Annotated in this window: 14 protein-coding genes; 7 read left to right on the top strand and 7 right to left on the bottom strand. The window is 69.7% G+C overall.

What is annotated here, in order from left to right; translation table 11 throughout:
* The first annotated feature begins 106 nt into the window (after nt 1-106).
* The 5 genes from D7Y04_RS12285 (at nt 107) to D7Y04_RS12265 (ending at nt 7,972) form a co-directional block, all read left to right on the top strand.
* Nucleotides 107-1,087 carry a MoxR family ATPase gene (locus tag D7Y04_RS12285; RefSeq protein ID WP_120600120.1) on the top strand — a complete coding sequence of 327 codons (981 nt, stop codon included), beginning with the start codon at nt 107-109 and terminating at the stop codon, nt 1,085-1,087.
* Nucleotides 1,084-2,064 (top strand): DUF58 domain-containing protein, encoded by a 981-nt coding sequence (locus D7Y04_RS12280; protein ID WP_121759455.1) that lies wholly within the window; start codon nt 1,084-1,086, stop codon nt 2,062-2,064. The genes D7Y04_RS12285 and D7Y04_RS12280 overlap by 4 nt, the downstream gene beginning before the upstream one ends.
* Nucleotides 2,061-4,130 carry a DUF3488 and transglutaminase-like domain-containing protein gene (locus D7Y04_RS12275; RefSeq protein ID WP_121759454.1) on the top strand — a complete coding sequence of 690 codons (2,070 nt, stop codon included), beginning with the start codon at nt 2,061-2,063 and terminating at the stop codon, nt 4,128-4,130. Before D7Y04_RS12280 ends, D7Y04_RS12275 begins: the two co-directional genes overlap by 4 nt.
* A gap of 418 nt (nt 4,131-4,548) precedes the next feature.
* The gene (locus D7Y04_RS12270; protein ID WP_120557449.1) at nt 4,549-5,436 is read left to right on the top strand and encodes an RNA polymerase factor sigma-32; all 888 of its coding nucleotides are present in this window, start codon (nt 4,549-4,551) and stop codon (nt 5,434-5,436) included.
* A gap of 70 nt (nt 5,437-5,506) precedes the next feature.
* Nucleotides 5,507-7,972, top strand: a complete 2,466-nt coding sequence (locus tag D7Y04_RS12265; protein ID WP_121759453.1) for an OPT family oligopeptide transporter — start codon at nt 5,507-5,509, stop codon at nt 7,970-7,972.
* A gap of 46 nt (nt 7,973-8,018) precedes the next feature.
* Here the strand turns inward: D7Y04_RS12265 and D7Y04_RS12260 are convergent, their stop codons facing one another.
* Nucleotides 8,019-8,351, bottom strand: coding sequence for a hypothetical protein (locus tag D7Y04_RS12260; protein ID WP_121759452.1), 333 nt, complete (start codon nt 8,349-8,351; stop codon nt 8,019-8,021).
* A gap of 200 nt (nt 8,352-8,551) precedes the next feature.
* Between D7Y04_RS12260 and D7Y04_RS12255 the strand changes: the two genes are divergently transcribed.
* Together D7Y04_RS12255 and D7Y04_RS12250 are read left to right on the top strand one after the other, a co-directional pair.
* Complete coding sequence (locus tag D7Y04_RS12255) at nt 8,552-10,318, top strand: HEAT repeat domain-containing protein (protein ID WP_121759451.1); 1,767 nt, start codon at nt 8,552-8,554, stop codon at nt 10,316-10,318.
* Nucleotides 10,319-10,322: 4 nt separating this feature from the next.
* Nucleotides 10,323-11,633 (top strand): HD-GYP domain-containing protein, encoded by a 1,311-nt coding sequence (locus tag D7Y04_RS12250; protein ID WP_120595647.1) that lies wholly within the window; start codon nt 10,323-10,325, stop codon nt 11,631-11,633.
* Here the strand turns inward: D7Y04_RS12250 and D7Y04_RS12245 are convergent.
* The 6 genes from D7Y04_RS12245 to selA all read right to left on the bottom strand — a co-directional run bounded on the left by D7Y04_RS12245 (nt 11,614) and on the right by selA (nt 17,893).
* A complete protein-coding gene (locus tag D7Y04_RS12245) occupies nt 11,614-12,639 on the bottom strand; it encodes an RluA family pseudouridine synthase (protein ID WP_120595648.1) in 1,026 nt (341 codons plus the stop codon). The two genes, D7Y04_RS12250 and D7Y04_RS12245, sit on opposite strands and share 20 nt — an antisense overlap.
* A gap of 11 nt (nt 12,640-12,650) precedes the next feature.
* The gene (locus tag D7Y04_RS12240; protein ID WP_120526362.1) at nt 12,651-12,914 is read right to left on the bottom strand and encodes a hypothetical protein; all 264 of its coding nucleotides are present in this window, start codon (nt 12,912-12,914) and stop codon (nt 12,651-12,653) included.
* A gap of 77 nt (nt 12,915-12,991) precedes the next feature.
* Complete coding sequence (locus D7Y04_RS12235) at nt 12,992-14,743, bottom strand: helix-turn-helix domain-containing protein (protein WP_121759450.1); 1,752 nt, start codon at nt 14,741-14,743, stop codon at nt 12,992-12,994.
* Nucleotides 14,740-15,786 carry a P-loop NTPase gene (locus D7Y04_RS12230; protein ID WP_233601386.1) on the bottom strand — a complete coding sequence of 349 codons (1,047 nt, stop codon included), beginning with the start codon at nt 15,784-15,786 and terminating at the stop codon, nt 14,740-14,742. Before D7Y04_RS12230 ends, D7Y04_RS12235 begins: the two co-directional genes overlap by 4 nt.
* A 122-nt stretch (nt 15,787-15,908) precedes the next feature.
* The gene (locus D7Y04_RS12225; RefSeq protein ID WP_014396030.1) at nt 15,909-16,502 is read right to left on the bottom strand and encodes an HNH endonuclease; all 594 of its coding nucleotides are present in this window, start codon (nt 16,500-16,502) and stop codon (nt 15,909-15,911) included.
* Nucleotides 16,499-17,893, bottom strand: a complete 1,395-nt coding sequence (selA, locus tag D7Y04_RS12220; RefSeq protein ID WP_121759449.1) for an L-seryl-tRNA(Sec) selenium transferase — start codon at nt 17,891-17,893, stop codon at nt 16,499-16,501. The genes D7Y04_RS12225 and selA overlap by 4 nt, the downstream gene beginning before the upstream one ends.
* Between the last annotated feature and the right edge of the window lie 125 nt (nt 17,894-18,018).

The raw sequence follows: 18,018 nt of genomic DNA, 5'->3' as shown, positions 1-18,018 counted from the left end.
CCCGGCAAGTGCCCGCGCCTCCAAGGCAAGCGGGCATCCGGCGTGGAACACGGGCGGCCTGGAGGGGTGCCGGCGGGCGTTTGCCTGGGCTAGAGTCCGCGCCTAGATGACCCAGCCCGCTCGCGTCCTCGGTCCAGTTCCCTCCCCTGCTTCCGCGCGCGCGGTGATGGAGCGGCTCGCCGCCCAGCTTGGCCGCGCCGTGCAGGGAAAACCGGAGGAGGTGCGGCGCGTCGTCACCTGCGTGGTGGCCGGCGGGCACCTGCTGCTGGAGGACATGCCCGGCGTGGGCAAGACGACGCTGGCGGAGGCCCTGGCCCGAGCGTGCGCCCTGTCCTTCGCCCGCATCCAGTTCACCGCGGACCTGCTGCCGACGGACATCCTGGGCGCGCAGGTGTTCCACGCGCAGACGGCCACCTTCTCCTTCCGGCCCGGGCCGCTGTTCCGTCAGCTGGTGCTGGCGGACGAGCTCAACCGCGCGCCCCCGCGCACCCAATCCGCGCTCCTGGAGGGCATGGCCCAGGGCCAGGTGTCGCTGGACGGCCAGACCCACGCGCTGCCCTCGCCCTTCACGGTGGTGGCCACCCAGAACCCGGTGGACTTCTCCGGCACCTATCCGCTGCCGGACTCGCAGCTGGATCGCTTCCTCGTGCGCCTGTCGCTGGGCCACCCGGCGCCGGATGTGGAGGCGCGCCTGCTCACCACGCGCGGCGCGGCGTCCCCGCTGCCGTCGGTGGAGGCGGTGACGGGGCCGGAGGAGCTGGCGTCGCTGCGTGAGTTCACCCAGGACGTGAAGCTGGACGCGACGGTGGCGGATTACGTGGTGCGGCTGGCGCGGGCCACGCGCGAGCACGGCGACCTGGAGCGCGGCGCGTCCACCCGCGCGGTGCTGGCGCTGGGGTCCGCGGCCCGGGCACAGGCTTTGTGGGAGGGGCGCGACTTCGTCACCCCCGGCGACGTGCGCGCCATGCTGGTGCCCTGCTGGGCGCACCGCGTGCTCTTGAGGAGCGCCGTGCAGGGCGTGTCCGCGCGGGACGAGGCAGCGCACCTGGTGGAGGAGATCGCCCGCAAGGTGGCGGCGCCCCGGTGAAGGCTCAAGCCCGCCCCCCTCTCAAGGCGCGGCTGCGCGCCCTCCTTCGTCCGCCGCGCACGCTGTCGGTGACGAAGACGGGCCGCACGTACCTGGTGGTGACGTTCGGCGTGGGGCTGGGCGCGCTCAACACGGGCAACAACCTGCTCTACCTGCTGCTGGGCCTGCTGCTCAGCATGGTGGTGGTGTCCGGCGTGCTGTCGGAGCGCTGCCTGCGCGACCTGACGGTGCGCCGGGTGGGCGCGGACGCGGCCTTCGCGCGCGAGCCCTTCGCCTACCGCTGGGCGGTGTCGCGCAAGAAGGGCCACGGCTTCGCGCTGACGTTCTCCGAGGACCTCTCGCCGCTCACCGGCACCGGGAAGCTGGGGCACCTGTCCGCGGGCAGTGAGCACATCGTCCGGGCGGACCTGGCCGCGCCACACCGGGGCCCCGTGCGTCTGTCCGGCGTGCGCGTCACCACCACGTGGCCCCTGGGCCTGTTCGCCAAGACGCGCGTGTTCTCCCTGGAGGGGACGCTGCTCGTGTATCCGCGCCGCGGCTACGCCTGCAAGGAACCGGGGCCCGCGGAGAAGGGCCCCCGGGGCGAGTCAGGCAGCCCGCGCCACCTGGACGGCACCGGCGATGTGGCGGGCCTGCGCGAGCTTGCCCCGAACGAGGACGCGCGCCGCATCCACTGGCTGAAGAGCGCCGCGGCGGGGCGCCTCCTGAAGGTGGAGCGCGAGCGCGAGGAGCGCCGCATCTGGAAGCTCGCGCTGGAGACGGGCCTCACGGGCGACGCGCTGGAGCGCCGGTGTGAAGAGGTCGCCGCCCAGGCGCACCAGTTGCTGGACGCGGGACATGAGGTCGGCCTCCAGTTGCCGGAGCGCGCGCTGCGGCCCGCGGCGGGGGCTTCGCAGGAGCGGCGCATCCTCCAGGCGCTCGCGTGGGTGGGCTTCGAGGGCGTGGACGCAGGGACGGACTCCCGGGAGGCGGCGTGAAGCGCCCCTTGAGGCTGCGGCTCGCCCTGCGCGACCTGGCGGTGGGCTTCGCCTTCGCCGCGATGGCCATGTCCGGCCAGCTCCCCGTGTGGGTGCTGGGCGTCTTCATCGGAGCACTGGTGCTGGCGCTGTGCGACGTGCGGCTCGTCGCGCGCTTCTCCCGCCTGTCCGCGCTGGGGCTGCTGATCGCCGCGGTGCTCCTGGGCCTCCAGCTGACGGCCGGCGCGATGAACGCGGTGGTGGCGGCGTGCGCCTTCGCGAGCCTCATCGCCGCGCAGCGGATGCTGTCCACGCCGGACGCCGCGGCGGATGGACAGACGCACCTGACGGGCCTCTTGATGGTGGCCGGTGGCGCGGCGCTGTCGGGCGACATGACGTACGCGCTGTGCCTCATCGCCTTCGGGGTGCTGGCCAGCCTGGCGCTGGCGCTGGGCGTGGTGGAGGCGGCGGTACCGGACGGCGAGCCCGTGCCGGTGCGCGCGGTGCTGCGACCGCTGTCCGTGGGCGTGATGTTCGCGGTGGCCGGCGCGGTGGCCTTCTTCGTCCTCTTCCCCCGCCTCAACTGGGCCATGGTGGGGCCGCGTTCGGCGCCGGGCTTCGGCGCGGTGAGCAGCGCGGGCTACTCCAACACCGTGCGGCTGGGCGGCGCGGGCACCATCAAGGGCAACCCGCGCGTGGTGCTGCGCGCCACGCTCACGCCGGATCCGGGCCGCGAAGCGCTGGACGCCTACTGGGTGGGCCGCACCTACGACACCTTCGACGGCATGGAGTGGACGAACGTCGTCGGCGCGCAGCAGACGGAGCGGCAGATCACCCTGCGCCCCGCCAGCGACACGCTCCTCCACCAGCGCATCGAGCTGCTGCCCGCGTACGGCGCCCGCACACTGATTGCCCTGGAGATGCCCTCGCGCCTGGGCAACGCCATGGCCCACACGCCCACCGGCACCCGGAACAGCCCGGTGCAACTCCAGGGCGGGGGCGAGGTGCGCTTCACCGTCACCGCGCCCTCGTACACCTACGAGGCCTACAGCCTGCCGCCGGACGCGAAGAAGGGCATGTCCGACGGCCTGGTCCAGGCGGAGCGCGACCAACTCCTGGCGCTGCCCGAGCACCTGGATGCGCGTGTCGCGCAGCTCGCGGCGCAGGTGCTCCAGGGAGAGAGGGAGCCGCTGGCCGCCGCGCGCAAGCTCGCCAGCTTCCTGCAGCGGGACTACGGGTACACGCTGGACCAGGCAGGCACCCCGGAGGATCCGCTGGCGGAGTTCCTCTTCGTGCGCAAGGCGGGCCACTGCGAGCACTTCGCCACCGCGCTCACGTTGATGCTGCGCACACAGGGCATCGGGGCCCGGCTCGCCACGGGCTTCTATGGCGGCGCGCGCATGGACGGCGGCTACCTGGTGCGCGCGGGCGACGCGCACGCCTGGACGCATGTGCTCGTCCCGGGGCGGGGCTTCGTCACCGTGGACGCGACGCCGCCGTCGAACCGCACGAGCCAGGGCTCCGCGCTGCTGGAGAAGGTGCTCGCGCTCTATGAAGCGGTGGAGTCGCGCTGGCGCAACTCCGTCGTCGACTACTCCTTCCGCGACCAGTTCGAACTGGCGAGCGCCCTGGTCCGCCCGCCGCGCCGTGCGCCCGGCGCTCCAACGAACGAAGGCCCCAGCCGCCTGCCCCCGCCCCGCGCGTGGGTGACGGCCGCCGTCGTGGCCTTTGTGGTCTGGCGCGCGGGCCGCTTCGTCTCCCGCTGGACGGGCCGCGCCCCGGTGCTGGAGGCCACGCGCTTCCTCGACCGGGTGGACGTGGTGCTCCAAAAGGCCCATGTGCCGCGCTTTGAACACGAGACGCTGGAGGACCTGACCACGCGACTGGCGCGTGAAGGTCATCCGCTGGCGCTGGCGTTGACGCCCCTCACCCGCCGCTACCTGGAGGCCCGCTTCGGCGGCCGTGCCCTGCGCGAGGGAGAGGCCGAGCACCTGCTCGCCACCTTGCGCCGCGCGCTGGAGGCGGAAGCCGCCCGTCGAGCAGTAAAGCCGGCCGGACAGGCGGGCCCTACCGCCCGCGCCTCCTGAGCGGAAGAGAAGTGCCCTCTGGATGGAAGCGGGCTTCCGTCGCCGGTCGCTCGCCCTCCCCAGGAACGCCCGGCCGAGGTGGAGAAATGTCTCCACAGCCGCCACCCGTCGCCATTAAGCGTTTCACGAAACCCCATTCGCGAACGTCATGGCGACGTGCGCTCGAGGGCACCGCGCCGTGCATTTTCTCCCCTCGCAGACCCGCGGTTTTCCTACCGGCCACGGGTAACGGTTACAGACCGTTGCCAGGGGACGCCCATCTGCGCCTTCCAACCCCTCGGAGACACACGCGAATACATCCAACCCTGGTTGGCATCCCGGTTGCTCAGGGCAGACACGTCAAGTTGTAGGACTTGAACCCAGAGCACCTTTCAAGCGCCTCCGCCGCGGCAGGAGGCCCGATTTGGAGAATCCATCCATGCAGGCTTCGACCGAGCAGTCGTCCAATTCTGGCTCCCTCGCGATGTATCTCTCGGAGATCAACCAGTACTCGCTCCTGAAGGTGGAGGAGGAGCAGGAGCTGGCGCGCCGGTTCATCAAGGGTGACCTGGCCGCGGGCCACCGCCTGGTGACGAGCAACCTGCGCTTCGTGGTGAAGGTCTCCTACGAGTACCGCTCCTACGGCATCAAGATGTCGGACCTCATCCAGGAGGGAAACATCGGCCTGATGAAGGCCGTGCAGAAGTTCGATCCGGACAAGGGCATCCGCCTCATCTCGTACGCGGTGTGGTGGATCCGCGCGTACATCCAGAACTACATCCTGAAGAGCTGGTCCCTGGTGAAGCTTGGAACCACGCAGGCGCAGCGCAAGCTGTTCTTCAGTCTGGCACGCACCCGCCGGGAGCTGGAGAAGCTGGGCAGCGGCGAGACCGTGGTGAACGTGGATGAGATTGCCCGCAAGCTCCATGTGAAGCCCGGTGAAGTGCGTGAGATGGAGCAGCGCATGGGTGGCCGGGACTTGTCCCTGGACGCGCCCATGGGCGAGGACGGCGGCAACAGCCACGTGGACTTCGTGGTGAGCGCGGCGGCGCCCCAGGACGACGAGTTCGCGGACAAGGAGGAGGCGGGCCTCATCAACAACCGCGTCCGCACCGCCCTCATGCGCCTGGACCCGCGCGAGCGCTTCATCATCGAGCAGCGCGTGATGAACGAGCGCCCCATGACGCTCAAGGAGCTGGGCGAGCACTTCGGCTTCTCCCGCGAGCGCGCGCGCCAGCTGGAGATCCGCGCCAAGGACAAGCTCAAGTCGGAGCTGGCCGCCCTGATGGCGGAGGTGGATCCGGAGACGCTCGCCGCCCAGGGCTGAGGGCTGTTTTCGCGCCCCGGCGGAGACCCTGCTAGAACGGGCCCCCTGATTTCCTGTCAGGAGTGCCTGCTTGTCCCACGGTTCCCCGCCGGTCGTCGATGATCGCGTCCCTCTCGCGGAGGCGCATGGTGCCCCGCACAAACCCTATGTGCCCCCCGAGCAGTCGCCCACGGAGCTGACCATCCGTGGCCTGGTGCTCGGGTCGGTGCTGGGCATCGTGTTCGCGGCGTCGTCCGTGTACCTGGCCATCAAGGTCGGCCTCACGGTGTCCGCGTCCATCCCGGTGGCGGTGCTCTCCATCGCCATCTTCCGGGCCCTGGGGCGCTCCAGCATCCTGGAGAACACCATCGTCCAGACGACGGGCTCCGCGGGTGAGTCGCTCGCGTTCGGCGTGGCGGCGGCGCTGCCCGCGCTGCTCATCCTGGGCTACGACATCAGCCTCACGCACGCGTTCCTCACCGCCGCGCTGGGCGGCGTGCTGGGCGTGCTGATGATGATTCCCCTGCGCCAGGGCCTCATCGTCCAGGAGCACGGCAAGCTCACCTACCCGGAGGGCACCGCCAGCGCGGACGTGCTCATCGTCGGCGAGCAGGGCGGCACCAACGCGCGCACGGTCATCCTGGGTTTCATCATCGGCGGCGTCTACAAGTTCGCCTACTCCGGGATGAAGCTCTTCAAGGAGGCCATCGGCACGCCCATCAAGGGGCTCAAGGCCGCGACGCTCTCCACGGAGGTGTCCCCGGAGCTGTTGGGCGTGGGCTACATCATCGGGCCTCGCGTGGCGGGCATCACCTTCGCCGGCGGCGTGCTCAGCTACCTCATCCTCATCCCGATGATCTCCTTCTTCGGCAGCGGCATGGAGACGCCGCTGCTGGTGCACAACGGGATGCTCATCAAGGACATGTCGCCGGATCAGATCCGCAACGCGTACGTGCTCTACATTGGCGCGGGCGCGGTGGCGACGGGCGGCCTCATCAGCCTCATCCGCTCCCTGCCCACCATCGTGGGCGCCTTCAAGCGCAGCGTGGAGACGCTGCGCCAGTCGGGCACGAAGGGGGCCCTGCCCACGGTGCTGCGCACGGATCAGGACCTGCCCATCACGGTGGTGCTGGTGGGCAGCGCGCTGCTCATCCTCGCCATCTGGCTGGCGCCGCCGCTGCACGTGAACTTCATCTCCGCCATCCTCATCGTCATCTTCGGCTTCTTCTTCGTGACGGTGAGCGCGCGCATCACCGGTGAGATTGGCTCCTCGTCCAACCCCATCTCCGGCATGGTGGTGGCCACGCTGCTCGTCACCTGCCTCGTGTACCTGCTGTTCGGCTGGACGTCGTCGCCGGACCGCTTCATGGCGCTCACCACGGCGGCCATCGTGGGCATCGCCGCGTCCAACGGCGGCACCACCGCGCAGGACCTGAAGACGGCGTTCCTCGTGGGCGGCACGCCCAAGAAGCAGCAGATCGCCCTCTTCGTCGGCGTGCTCACCAGCGCCATGTTCATCGGCCTGGTGCTGGTGCTGCTCAACCAGGGCGCTACCGCGGTCATCCCGGAAGCGCACCCGGGCGTGCAGGTGACGGAGCTGACGCAGGAGACGCGCACCCAGCACACCTGGCGCTGGGCGGTGTCCCAGGACGCGCTCACCCAGCGCGGCATGACGCCCGAAAAGCTCAAGCGCTCGCTGTGGGCGGAGCGCCTGGACGCGACGCCGGTGGACGGAGCGCTGGAGCTGCGCAGCTGGCGCCCGATGCCGCCCGAGCAGCTGTCCGGCCTCACGCTGGCGCCGGCCAACGGCCCGTCGCTGAAGCTGTCGGACGCGGGCGCCATCACCGCCGGTCCGGACCGCATCTACAAGGAAGGCTTCGTGCGCGGCGCGGACACGCCCGTGCCCGCCGGCCGCTACCTGGTGGATGACCAGGGCACCATCCAGTACGTGGTGGACCCGGGCATCGGCGGCCGCATCAGCGAGTACGAGGGCCAGACGCTCACCCGCTACTCCGCGCCCAAGGCGCAGCTGTTCGCGCTCATCATCGACGGCATCCTTACGCAGCGGCTGCCGTGGGACCTGGTGCTGCTGGGCGTCTTCATCGCGCTGATGCTGGAGCTGTGCGGCGTGTCCTCGCTGCCCTTCGCGGTGGGCGTGTACCTGCCCATCAGCAGCAGCGCCCCCATCTTCGTGGGCGGCATGGTGCGCCACTTCGTGGACAAGCTGCGCGGCGGCAGCGCGGCGGAGTCCGAGTTCTCTCCCGGCACGCTGATGTCCTCCGGCTACATCGCGGGCGGCTCCATCGCGGGCGTGCTCATCGCGTTCCTGGAAATCGCCAGCGACGGGGCCTGGACGCGCGCCATCAACCTGCCCGCCCTCTTCGGGCATGAAGGCGCGGTGGGCTCCTTCCTCAACGCCGTGGGCGAGAGCGAGCTGGCGCACCCGACGTGGTCCAACGTCTGGGGCCTGGCGTTCTTCGCCGTCCTCACCGCGGTCCTGTTCCGCTCGGCCGTCAAGGGCAAGAGCGGCGCGGAAGCCCCGCCGCCGTCGCACTGACGGCTTGAAGCACCCTCCCCGCTTCGTGCTCGCGGGGAGGTTTCCGTCACAGCCCGGGCACCGACGGCGGCACCTCCGTGTCGCCGCCGGCAGCGTTCGCCGACCCCTTCGCGCAGACGTATTCCGCTCGCAGCGGCGTCACGATGCCGAAGGTGAAGGCGTAGACGAACGGGCTCCACCACGGCCAGTACACGTCCACCCGCGACAGGCCATGCCTGCACTCCGCCGCGGCCACGTTGGACGTCGTCAGCCCCTCCACCAGGCTCACACCCGTCTGGGCCTCCGGTGCGCCATCCCGCGGCGCCGGACTGCGCACGCTCATGCGGAAGCAGCCCGTGAGGGACGCCAGGACCAGGGCGGACGCGGCCAGTCGCTTCATGGACGGGACTCCAGGCTGCAAAGGGACTCCTTGCGTAACACACCGGGGCTTCACCGCCAGTCCGCCCCATGTTGCCCAGGTGTCACGCCAACCCCCTGGATTCTGGGCAGTTGTCGAATTGGGAGCCGGACCTGGACGGGAGTACACTCCAGGCTCCCCCCACCGGGGCCTTCCGCCCCCTCCGGATTCTTCCAGGATTCATGGCACAGCCCCAGAAAGTCACGGACGCGACCGCGGAGCCGGAGCAGTCACCGGAGGTCCGCGAAAAGGTGGAGTTGGCGAAGACGTTCGCGTTCCACCTGCTCAAGGGCATCAAGCAGATTGGCATGTACCGCCACAACGAGGCGCGCTTCCCGGAGTTCCTCTCCAAGGCGCTGGAGGCCATCTCCACGTACACGGAGAAGTTCGGACCGCTCTCGCTGAAGGTGGAGCAGCAGAACTTCATGCTGCACGGCGAGCCGCTCTTCTCCGAAGAGTCGCCGCTGCCCTACAAGTTCTTCCGCGACGGCATCCGCCAGCTCATCTTCCGGCCGGGGCTGCCGCTGGAGGAGCTGGTCACCCTCACGCTCATCGCGCTGTCGGAGCCGGAGCGCGGCGCGGACGACGTGCTCGCGCAGCTGTGGCGCGCGGGCATGCAGCAGGTGGAGTACGTGGTGGTGGAGGGCTTCTCCATGGAGGGCGCCTCCGAGGACGAGGTCCAGGTGGAGGTGGACAAGGTGGTGGGCTACCTCTACTCCCGCCTCCAGACGAACTCGGATGACTTCCTGCGCTTCGCGCGCGTGTCCGCGGAGGACCTGGACGCGAAGCTGGACGGCGTGGAGCAGATCCGCGGCCTCGTCGTGGGCGGCCGGCACGCCTCGGACGACCTGAAGGCCCGCATCCAGCGCGACATCACCGAGGAGGAGAACGCGCGCCTCTTTCCCAAGCTGGTGGGCGCGGTGTTCCAGGTGGTGGAAGGCGGCGTGGATGACGCGGCGCTGCTGGAGGAGATCTTCCTGCAGCTGCTGGACATGCTGCTGCTCCAGGACGACTTCGCCACGGTGAACCAGATCGTCCTCAAGCTGCGCGCGCTCTCCCAGCGCGAAGGCGGCGAGGACCTGGGGCGCATGCTCAACAACTTCCTCCACAAGATGGGCGAGGAGCAGCGCCTCACGCGGCTGGGCGAGTCGCTGAAGACGACGCGCACGCGGCAGCCGCAGGACGTGACGCGCTACCTGCAGGCGCTGGGCGTGGACTCGGTGCTGCCGCTGCTCAGCGTGTTGGAGACGATTGAACTGCCGGAGAACCGCCTGCTCATTGGCGACGTGCTGGCCACGTTCGCGCGAGACCTGCCGGAGCCCTTCGTCGCGCGCCTCTTGTCGGACCGGCCGCAGACGGTGCGCGACATGGTCTACATCCTGGAGAAGAGCAACCACCCGGAGCGGGTGAAGATGTTCGGCCAGGTGATGAAGAGCCCCAACCTGGTGGTGAAGCTGGAGGTCATGCAGATCATCGGGCGGGGCCGCACGGCGGAGGCCCGGCGCATCATCCTGGATGCGCTCACCGACGGCGTCGCGCAGGTGCGCATGCTGGCCGCGAAGCTGCTGCCGGAGTTCGACCGCGAGCGGGCCTTCACGGACCTGGTGCGGCAGGTGCGCGAGTCGAGCTGGGACAAGAAGACATCCGACGAGAAGGCCGCCTTCTACGCGGCCATCGGGGCCACCAACCTGCCCGCCGCGCTGTCGATGATGCAGCAGTTGCTGACGGTGAAGCCGTCACTGCTGAACAAGCGGCGTGTGCTGGAGGACAAGCTGCTGGCGATTACGGGCCTGGGCGGCGCGGGTTCCATCCAGTCCTACAAGATGTTGCAGGGCGTGTTGGAGGACAAGGCGCAGCCCTTGGACGTCCTCACCGCGGCCCGCAAGGCGATGTACCAGACGCGCAAGGCCCTGTTCGGGGACTCGGCGCTGCCGGAAGAGGCGAGCTGACACCATGGCCGACAATCTGAAGATCAATCAGACCCAGGACGAAAACCTGGGCGAGTACGGTCGAGAGCACAACGAGAAGCTCCAGAACCTGTCGCGCTCCATGCTCGCCGGCCTCTACATGCTGGTGCGCTCGGTGAAGATGTATGACCCGGAGAACGCCGTTTTCGAAAAGCCGCTCCACCAGCTCCAGGACATCATCAACCAGATCATCGGCAAGGAAGGCCGGCTGGAGCTGACGGGCGTCAAGGACTCGTTCTACCTGAACGGCATGCTGGTGAAGGTGGACCTCAACTCCATCGAGAACCAGCGCTACCTGCTGTCGGAGCTGCGCGCCAAGGACGTGGGCGGCATCACGCTGACCAAGCCCGTCACCACGCAGGAGCTGAAGAACTTCGTCTGGATCTTCAGCAAGGAGCAGTCCTCCACCGCGGAGGAGGACGGCCTGCAGGGGCGCAAGCTCCTCAACATGCGCGTGGCGAAGTTCTCCAAGCTGAAGGAGAAGCTGAACAAGGACATGGACAACCCGGGCGACCAGAAGGTCGACCGCAAGAAGTACGCGATGACCGTGTACGCCCGCGCGGTGTTCTTCCTGCAGAAGTACCTGGAGTCCGTGCGCGCGGGGAAGCCCATCGGCTCGTCGCGGGCGCTGCGCCTGGTGCAGGACTTCGTGGACATCTCCTACGATCAGCGCACCCACTTCCTGGGCATGACGACGCAGAAGCGCGAGGAGGACTACCTCGTCTACCATCAGGTGAACGTGGCGCTGATGTGCATCGTGTTCGGCGCGGAGCTGGGCCTTACCAAGCCGCAGCTGCGCGACCTGGGCTACATCGCGCTCTTCCACGACGCGGGCATGACGACGCTGCCGGAGGAGCTGGCCACCAAGCGCGGCGCGCTCACCGCGGACGAGAAGACGACGGTGGCCCGCGCCCCGCTCATCAGCGTGCGCAACATCCTGATGGAGAAGGGCTTCAGCCGCTCCACGCTCCTGCGCGTGGTGACGACGTTCGAGCACAAGACGGACTACGGCACCGCGGTGCGGGACGCGCGCGGCAACATCCAGATGATCATCCCCAAGACGAACCTGGGGGTGTACGCGAAGATCATCGCCATCTGCGACGCGTACGACGCGCTCACCTCCCGCAGGCCCTACCGGGACGCGTACGGCCCGGAGGTGGCGCTGATGCTGATGTGGACGGAGATGCGCCAGAAGTTCGACCCGGAGCTGCTGTCCGTCTTCATGCGGGTGATGGCCATCCAGCCCATCAAGGTCCTCTCCCGCCGCCAGCAGCAGATCAGCGTTTCCGGCCTGTAGCCTTCTTCGCCGCCGGCTTCTTCGCCGCGGGCTTCGCCTTCGTGGGCGGGCCCGCGGGGACGCTCGCCTCGCGCAGGCGCGTGAGCGCTTTCTGGAAGTCCTCCGGGAGGGGGGCTTCCAGGTCCAGCGCCTTGTGGGTGCGCGGGTGCTCGAAGGCCAGGCGCCACGCGTGCAGCGCCTGACGGCCCACCGCCTCCTGGGCTTCCGCCACCGCGCCCTTCGCCTTGCGGCCGGCGCCGTAGAGCGCGTCGCACAAGAGCGGGTGTCCGGCTTCCGCCAGATGGACGCGGATCTGATGCGTGCGGCCGGTGAGCAGGTCCACCTCCACCAGCGCGGCGCCGTCGAAGGCCTCGCGCACGCGGAACAGGGTGATGGCGGTCTTGCCCTCCTTCACCTTGCCGGTGAACTTCTGCCGGTGGATGGGGTGGCGGCCGTAGAGCGTCTCGATGCGCCCTTCCGCGGGCGGCACGCCGTGCACCAGGGCCAGGTACGTCTTCTGGACCTCGCGCGTCTTGAAGGCCTTCTGGAGCGCCACCAGCGCCTGCTCGTGCTTGGCGACGACGAGGCAGCCGGTGGTGTCCTTGTCCAGGCGGTGGACGATGCCGGGGCGCAGCTCGCCGCCCACGCCGGCCAGGTCCTTCACGCGGTGCAGGAGCGCGTTGACGAGCGTGCCGGACGCGTGGCCCGCGCCCGGGTGCACCACCATGCCGGCGGCCTTGTCCACGACGACGAGGTCGCGGTCCTCGTGCAGTACGGACACGGGCAGGGCTTCCGCCTGCGGGATGGCCGCGACGGGTGCGGGGATGTGGAGGACCAGCAGCTCGCCTCCGCGCAGACGCTGCGCGGTCTTGCCGGGCTTGCCGTCCGACAGCACGTGGCCGTCGGCGATGAGGCCCTGGAGGCGGGAGCGCGTGAGGTCCGGGAACGCGCGGGCCATGTACGCATCCAGTCGCTCACCCCGGGCTTCGGGGAGGGCACGGTGCTCGCGCGTGTCGGGTGCGGCCACGGCGGAGGGCGCTACCAGATCTTCGACTTCACGTGCGCCTTGGAGCGCAACACGATGTCGTTGATGGCACGCTCGAAGAAGTTCGCCTGGGTGCTGATTTCCGCGCTCACGCGGCTCTTGTAGAGCGCTCGCCCCTCTTCCAGTTCCTCCTTGAGGACCTCGAAAAGGTTGTCCTGCTCGATGCCCTTGATGATCTTCTGCTCGTTGTAGAGCGAGATATCGGAGGCGATCGCGCGAGCGAGTCGCATCGCCTTGACCTTTTCCTCTTCCGTCATCGTGCCACTACTTAGGCACCCACCCCGTGCGAGTCAACTTTTCCCGTCGCACGGGAGGGGGTCTGGCCAACTCCCGGTCAACGGCCCGACTTGGCGGGTTTCTCGGAGAACAGCGCGAGGTAGCTCTTGGACACGCGCAGGGGGTCCAGGCCCAGCTCTCGGGCGAGGTTCATGAGGATGCCGCGCAGATACACGGTGGTGGGGAGCGCGGTGTAGCGGTCCGCCTCCACGTTCTCCAGGTGACGCACGGAGATGCGGGTGCGGTCGGCCAGCTGCTGGATGGAGAGGCCGCGGGCCTCGCGGACGCGGCGGAGCAGTTCGCCGTTGAACTCTGCATCCGAGGGGATGTCCACGCCCCGGGGACGGGCCTCGCGGACCTTGGCGGCCACCTGGGCCAGCGCGGACTCGGCGGTCGCGATGGCGGAGTCCTGAGCCAGGACCTGGGCGTCCCCGAGCTTGCGGACCGTGGGGCCCTTCACGGTGCCCGGCCCCGTGGGGCCCTTCTGCGGCGGACGCGAGTCGCCAGGGCGAGACGACGTCAGGGGCCGAACGGCGGCGCGGGAGGCCCCGGTGGCGGGGATCCGGGCCAGCGCGGTCGTACTGGAGTCCAGGGTCGGAGTGCCCGGAGCGGGGTTCGGATCCGACTCGCCCTGGGTGGTCGTCACCGCCGCCGCGTCGGAGGCGGGCGCGGGGCTGGCGGCCACGGCTCCGGTCTCCGGGGCCTGGGGCGCGGCGCTGGCTTCCGGCGCGGCGCCCGCTTCAGGCACGTGAGTCGCGGCAACCAGCGCGGAGGGCGTGGCGCTCTCTTCCGGCGTGAGCGGCGCGGCGGGAGTGGCGCTGACCTCGGCCACGGGCGACGCGGCCACGGGATGGGGGTCCGTCACGGGCTGGGGAGCCGGGACCTCTGTTGCCTCGGAGGCAACAGGCGCATCGAAGGCCTCAACGCGGTCTGGGGCGACCGCCGCGGAAGGCTCCGCGGCTTCCGGGGGCTCGACGGAGGAGCTCGCGGGCGCGGAAACGGATCCGGCCGGAGGCACGGCTTCCGCAGGCGACGCGACCGCATTGGCAGGGGGCTCGACCGGGCCAGGCGCCTCGGCCCTGGGTGCCGAGGCAGCCGGCGCGTTCTCTGCAATGGAGGACTTCACGTCCACGGCGGGGGCCGGCGCTTCGGTGGCTCCCCTGCCCTGGCCGCGCAGCGGACTCGCGGGGACGTAGACGAACGACAGGCTCCGGGTGAACGAGGCACGGAAGGCCTCCACCACCGCCACGCCACCCACCATCACCGGCTCGGAGGGCACGCCTGGCGCGTCCAGCCCCGAGGACTCCTGCCGCGTCGACTCCTCACCCCGCATCCGCTCCTCGCTCTTTCCAGGCGTCCCGCTCGCGCGAGCCGCCTCCCCTTCATCGTCGTTCACGGACGTCGCGGCCTTCAGTCGCGACTCCGCCTCCAGCCTTTCGGCATCCACCGCGCCCGCGGCCTTCGCCAGCGCCGCCGCCGCGGTGGCCAGGGCCTCCGCGACACGCGCGGCCGAGTCCACCGCGCCCGCGGCCTCCGCCGTCGCGGCGGCCTTCGCCAGCCGCTCCGTGGTCAGCCCGATGGAGCGGTCATACTCGACGCGCAGGTCCGCGTCGGTGAGCATCTCCATCGCTTCGTTCATCCGGTCACGCAGCGCTTCCACCTGATCCGGATCCCCCAGCGCGTACACCGCGATGGAATCCGGCGAATACAGCTCCATCAGGCGCTGGTGGGCCGCGCGGATGTCCGCGTCGCTCGCCGTGGGCGGCACCTCCAGGATCTCGTAGTAGGTCTGCTGCGCGAAGGGCTTCATGGGATGGCGGACTCGGGGGAAATGCCGTCGAGCGTCAGGATACGCGCTGCGATGCGCTGGAGTCCCTGGGATACGGGCGAATCGGGCCGCTCGAGGAGCACCGGCTTGCGCTTGCGCACCGCGCGCCACGCTTCATCGTCGTGGCGCAGGGCGCCCAGGTCATCCATGTCGATGCCGAAGAACTTCTTCCACGCGGACACCATCGCGGCGCCGACCTTCTCGTCCGCGTCCGTGCGAGCCTGGTTCACGACGAGCCGCACGTGGAACGCCGCCAGCTCGCGCTCCAGCCGCTCCGCGTCGGAAGGGGCCTTGCGCCGCACCTGCGCGACGATGTCGTGCAGCGTCCGCAGGGCGCCCTCGCGGGTGGACAGCGCGCCCTCGACCATGTCCTGGATGCCGTAGCGCGCCTCCGTCTGCTGGAGCTTGCGGAAGAAGGCCGCCTTGACGAAGCGGTACGCGTTCTCCACGGACGTGGGCTCCGGCAGCACGACGAGCAGGCCGTGGTCCGCGATGAGGAAGAAGTCGAGCGTGTTGAAGCTGGTGCCCGCGCCCAGGTCCAGGATGAGGTAGTCCGCCGTCGTCTGCGACAGCAGCGTGCGCAAGAGCTTCTGCTTCTGCGCGTACTTGAGGTTCGCCGCGTCCAGCGAGTCCTGTGCGCCGGCGATCAGCGACAGCCCGGGCACGCCGGTGGAGACCATCACCTCTTCGAGGTTGGCCTTCCCACGGCGGAGGAAGTCCGACAGCGTGGACTCTGGAGGGCCCACGCCCAGGCAGGTGTGCAGGTTGGCGCCGCCCAGGTCGGCGTCCACGAGCAGCACCTTCTGGCCTGCCTGCGCGAGCGCGACACCCAGGTTGGCGGACACCATCGACTTGCCGATGCCGCCCTTGCCACCGCCCACCGCGATGATCCGCCGCGCGCGGGAGCGCCGCGCGAGGCCCGCGGGTCCCGAGGGCGATGCGTCATTGGCTGCACGCGGCGAGGTGCCAGCCAGTGGGGCGGGAGCGGATGGAGGCAGGGGGGCGGGCTTCACGAAGGCTCGCATCAAAGCCCGTCCTACCGCCCGAGTCGACACCCCGCCATTTCACGGCCGACCCTGTAGCGCCCGAAGCCCGCGCCCCGGAGCCCGGAGGCTCGGGGAGCAGGCGGCCGGGGAGCCGTTCGCTGTCACTCGTCGAGCAGCTCGACGTTCCAGTACGACACATCCGCGAGGTGGAGGAACGGCAGCCACTCCCGGTAGGTGATCTTGCGGATGGCGCCACGGAACAGCGGCGTCCAGCGCGGGCGTACGGGCTTCTTGAGCAGCCGCATCCCGGCCTGTTCCGGAGTGCGCCCGCCCTTCTTCAGGTTGCAGGGCACGCAGGAGCACACGACGTTCTCCCACGTCGTCTTTCCGCCCTGGGTGCGGGGGCTGACGTGGTCCAGGTTGAGCTCGCTGCGGGGCAGCTGCTTCGCGCAGTACTGGCAGGTGTCGTTGTCGCGCGCGTAGATGTTGAGGCGCGAGAAGCGCACCTTGGCGCGAGGCAGGTGGTCATACGCGCCGAGCACGAGGACGCGCGGCACGCGGATGGTGCGGTCGATGGTGGTGATGCTGTCCTGGGTGGCGCTGAGGGCGGCCCAGTCCTCGAACTCATACAGCCGGTACTGTTCGTCGATGGCTTTGGCGACGCCCTGATACAGCAGGGAAAAGGCCCGTTTGACTGACGTCACGTGAACCGGTTGGTAGTACCGGTTTAAAACGAGCACGGCGCTGTTGATCATGGCTGGCTTCCCGAACGGGCGGCCGCCACAGCCTGCGCGACCTGCCCCAGGTCCTCCTCTGAGAGACACCGGACGTCGAGAACGACCTCGTCATCCGCAATCCTGCCAATAACGGGCACCTCGGCTTCGCGCAGACGTTCCAGGAATACTTTCGGCGCTTCTACGGTGAGGCTGCAAGCGTAGGAAGGCAACCGGGACAGCGGCATGGCACCTCCACCTACTTGTCCGTCCACGGACACGACCCGGCCCTCGACGCCGTGCGCCGCGAGCAGGGCCGCCAGGCGTTCGGCACGGGATCGCAACAAAGCCGGTTGCTGGGTGAGCAGGCTTTGGGTGGGGACCGCGTCCGCGCGGCCATCCCGGTACAGCTCCAGCGTCGCCTCCAGGGCCGCGACCGTCATCTTGTCGACACGCAGCGCACGTGTGAGCGGGTGGGATTTGATGCGCTGGAGCAGGTCCGCGCGGCCAACGATGACGCCGGCCTGGGGGCCGCCGAGGAGCTTGTCGCCGGAGAAGGCAACGACGTCCGCGCCGTCCCGGATGGCCTGGCCCACGGTGGGCTCCGGGGTGAGGCCTGGGCCGGACAGCGGAATGAGTGCGCCGGAGCCCAGGTCCTGGAACACGGGCACGTCACGGGAGCGTCCCAACTCGGTGAGCTCCGTCAGGGGCGCCTCTTCCGTGAAGCCGACGAGCGCGAAGTTGGAGCGGTGGACCTTCACGATGAGGCCGGTGTCTGGACTCAGTGCGTTGGCGTAGTCCGCGCGGCGGGTGCGGTTGGTGGTGCCCACTTCGACGAGCTTCGCGCCGGACTGGCGCATGACGTCCGGGATGCGGAAGCCTCCGCCGATTTCGACGAGCTCGCCGCGGGACACAACGCACTCACGGCCGGAGGCTAGCGCGGCGAGGATGAGGAGCACGGCCCCCGCGCAGTTGTTGACCACGATGGCGTCCTCCGCGCCGGTGAGCGTGCGCAGGAGGCCGATGAGCGGAGCGTAGCGGCTGCCGCGTTCGCCTTCGTCCAGGTCGTATTCGAGGTTGGAGTAGCCCCGGGCCACGGCGACAACTCGCTCCACGGCTTCTGGAGCGAGCGGTGCGCGGCCGAGGTTCGTGTGGAGCACGACGCCGGTGGCGTTGATCACGCGCCGGAGGTTCGGCGTGGCCAGGGACGCGAGCGCCGCCTCCACGTCCGCGTCCTCGAAAGGACGCGGGTCCCCCCCGAGCAACCTTGCGCGCACACGTTCAACGGCGAGCCGCAGTGCCGCGACGGCGCGGGCATGGGGAAGGTTCGCGAGCCGGGACTCCAACGACGGTCGACGCAAGAGTTGTTCAATGGAAGGAAGGCCGCGCAAGAGCGCATTCTTCCCTCCGGGGGAGTTCGACGCGGCACCCATGGCTCCGGAGTCTACCCGGACCACCGTGCCTACGGGCGTGCCCGGCGACTTTTCTCCACCGCAAAGCCACACATCAATAACAGACATCCCTCCCCTCACCCTGAGAGGGCCCGGTGGGAGGCCAC

It is taken from the genome of Corallococcus sp. AB038B (assembly GCF_003668955.1).
Classification (GTDB): Bacteria; Myxococcota; Myxococcia; order Myxococcales; family Myxococcaceae; genus Corallococcus; species Corallococcus exiguus.
This window is presented reverse-complemented; position numbering and strand designations above follow the sequence as displayed.

Bases quoted from the DNA above. Each gene is read 5' to 3' on its own strand.
- D7Y04_RS12285 (WP_120600120.1), top strand. From the start codon at position 107: ATGACCCAGCCCGCTCGCGTCCTCGGTCCAGTTCCCTCCCCTGCTTCC.
- D7Y04_RS12270 (WP_120557449.1), top strand. From the start codon at position 4,549: ATGCAGGCTTCGACCGAGCAGTCGTCCAATTCTGGCTCCCTCGCGATG.
- D7Y04_RS12260 (WP_121759452.1), bottom strand. From the start codon at position 8,351: ATGAAGCGACTGGCCGCGTCCGCCCTGGTCCTGGCGTCCCTCACGGGC.
- D7Y04_RS12255 (WP_121759451.1), top strand. From the start codon at position 8,552: ATGGCACAGCCCCAGAAAGTCACGGACGCGACCGCGGAGCCGGAGCAG.
- D7Y04_RS12250 (WP_120595647.1), top strand. From the start codon at position 10,323: ATGGCCGACAATCTGAAGATCAATCAGACCCAGGACGAAAACCTGGGC.
- D7Y04_RS12240 (WP_120526362.1), bottom strand. From the start codon at position 12,914: ATGACGGAAGAGGAAAAGGTCAAGGCGATGCGACTCGCTCGCGCGATC.
- D7Y04_RS12235 (WP_121759450.1), bottom strand. From the start codon at position 14,743: ATGAAGCCCTTCGCGCAGCAGACCTACTACGAGATCCTGGAGGTGCCG.
- D7Y04_RS12230 (WP_233601386.1), bottom strand. From the start codon at position 15,786: ATGCGAGCCTTCGTGAAGCCCGCCCCCCTGCCTCCATCCGCTCCCGCC.
- D7Y04_RS12225 (WP_014396030.1), bottom strand. From the start codon at position 16,502: ATGATCAACAGCGCCGTGCTCGTTTTAAACCGGTACTACCAACCGGTT.
- selA (WP_121759449.1), bottom strand. From the start codon at position 17,893: ATGGGTGCCGCGTCGAACTCCCCCGGAGGGAAGAATGCGCTCTTGCGC.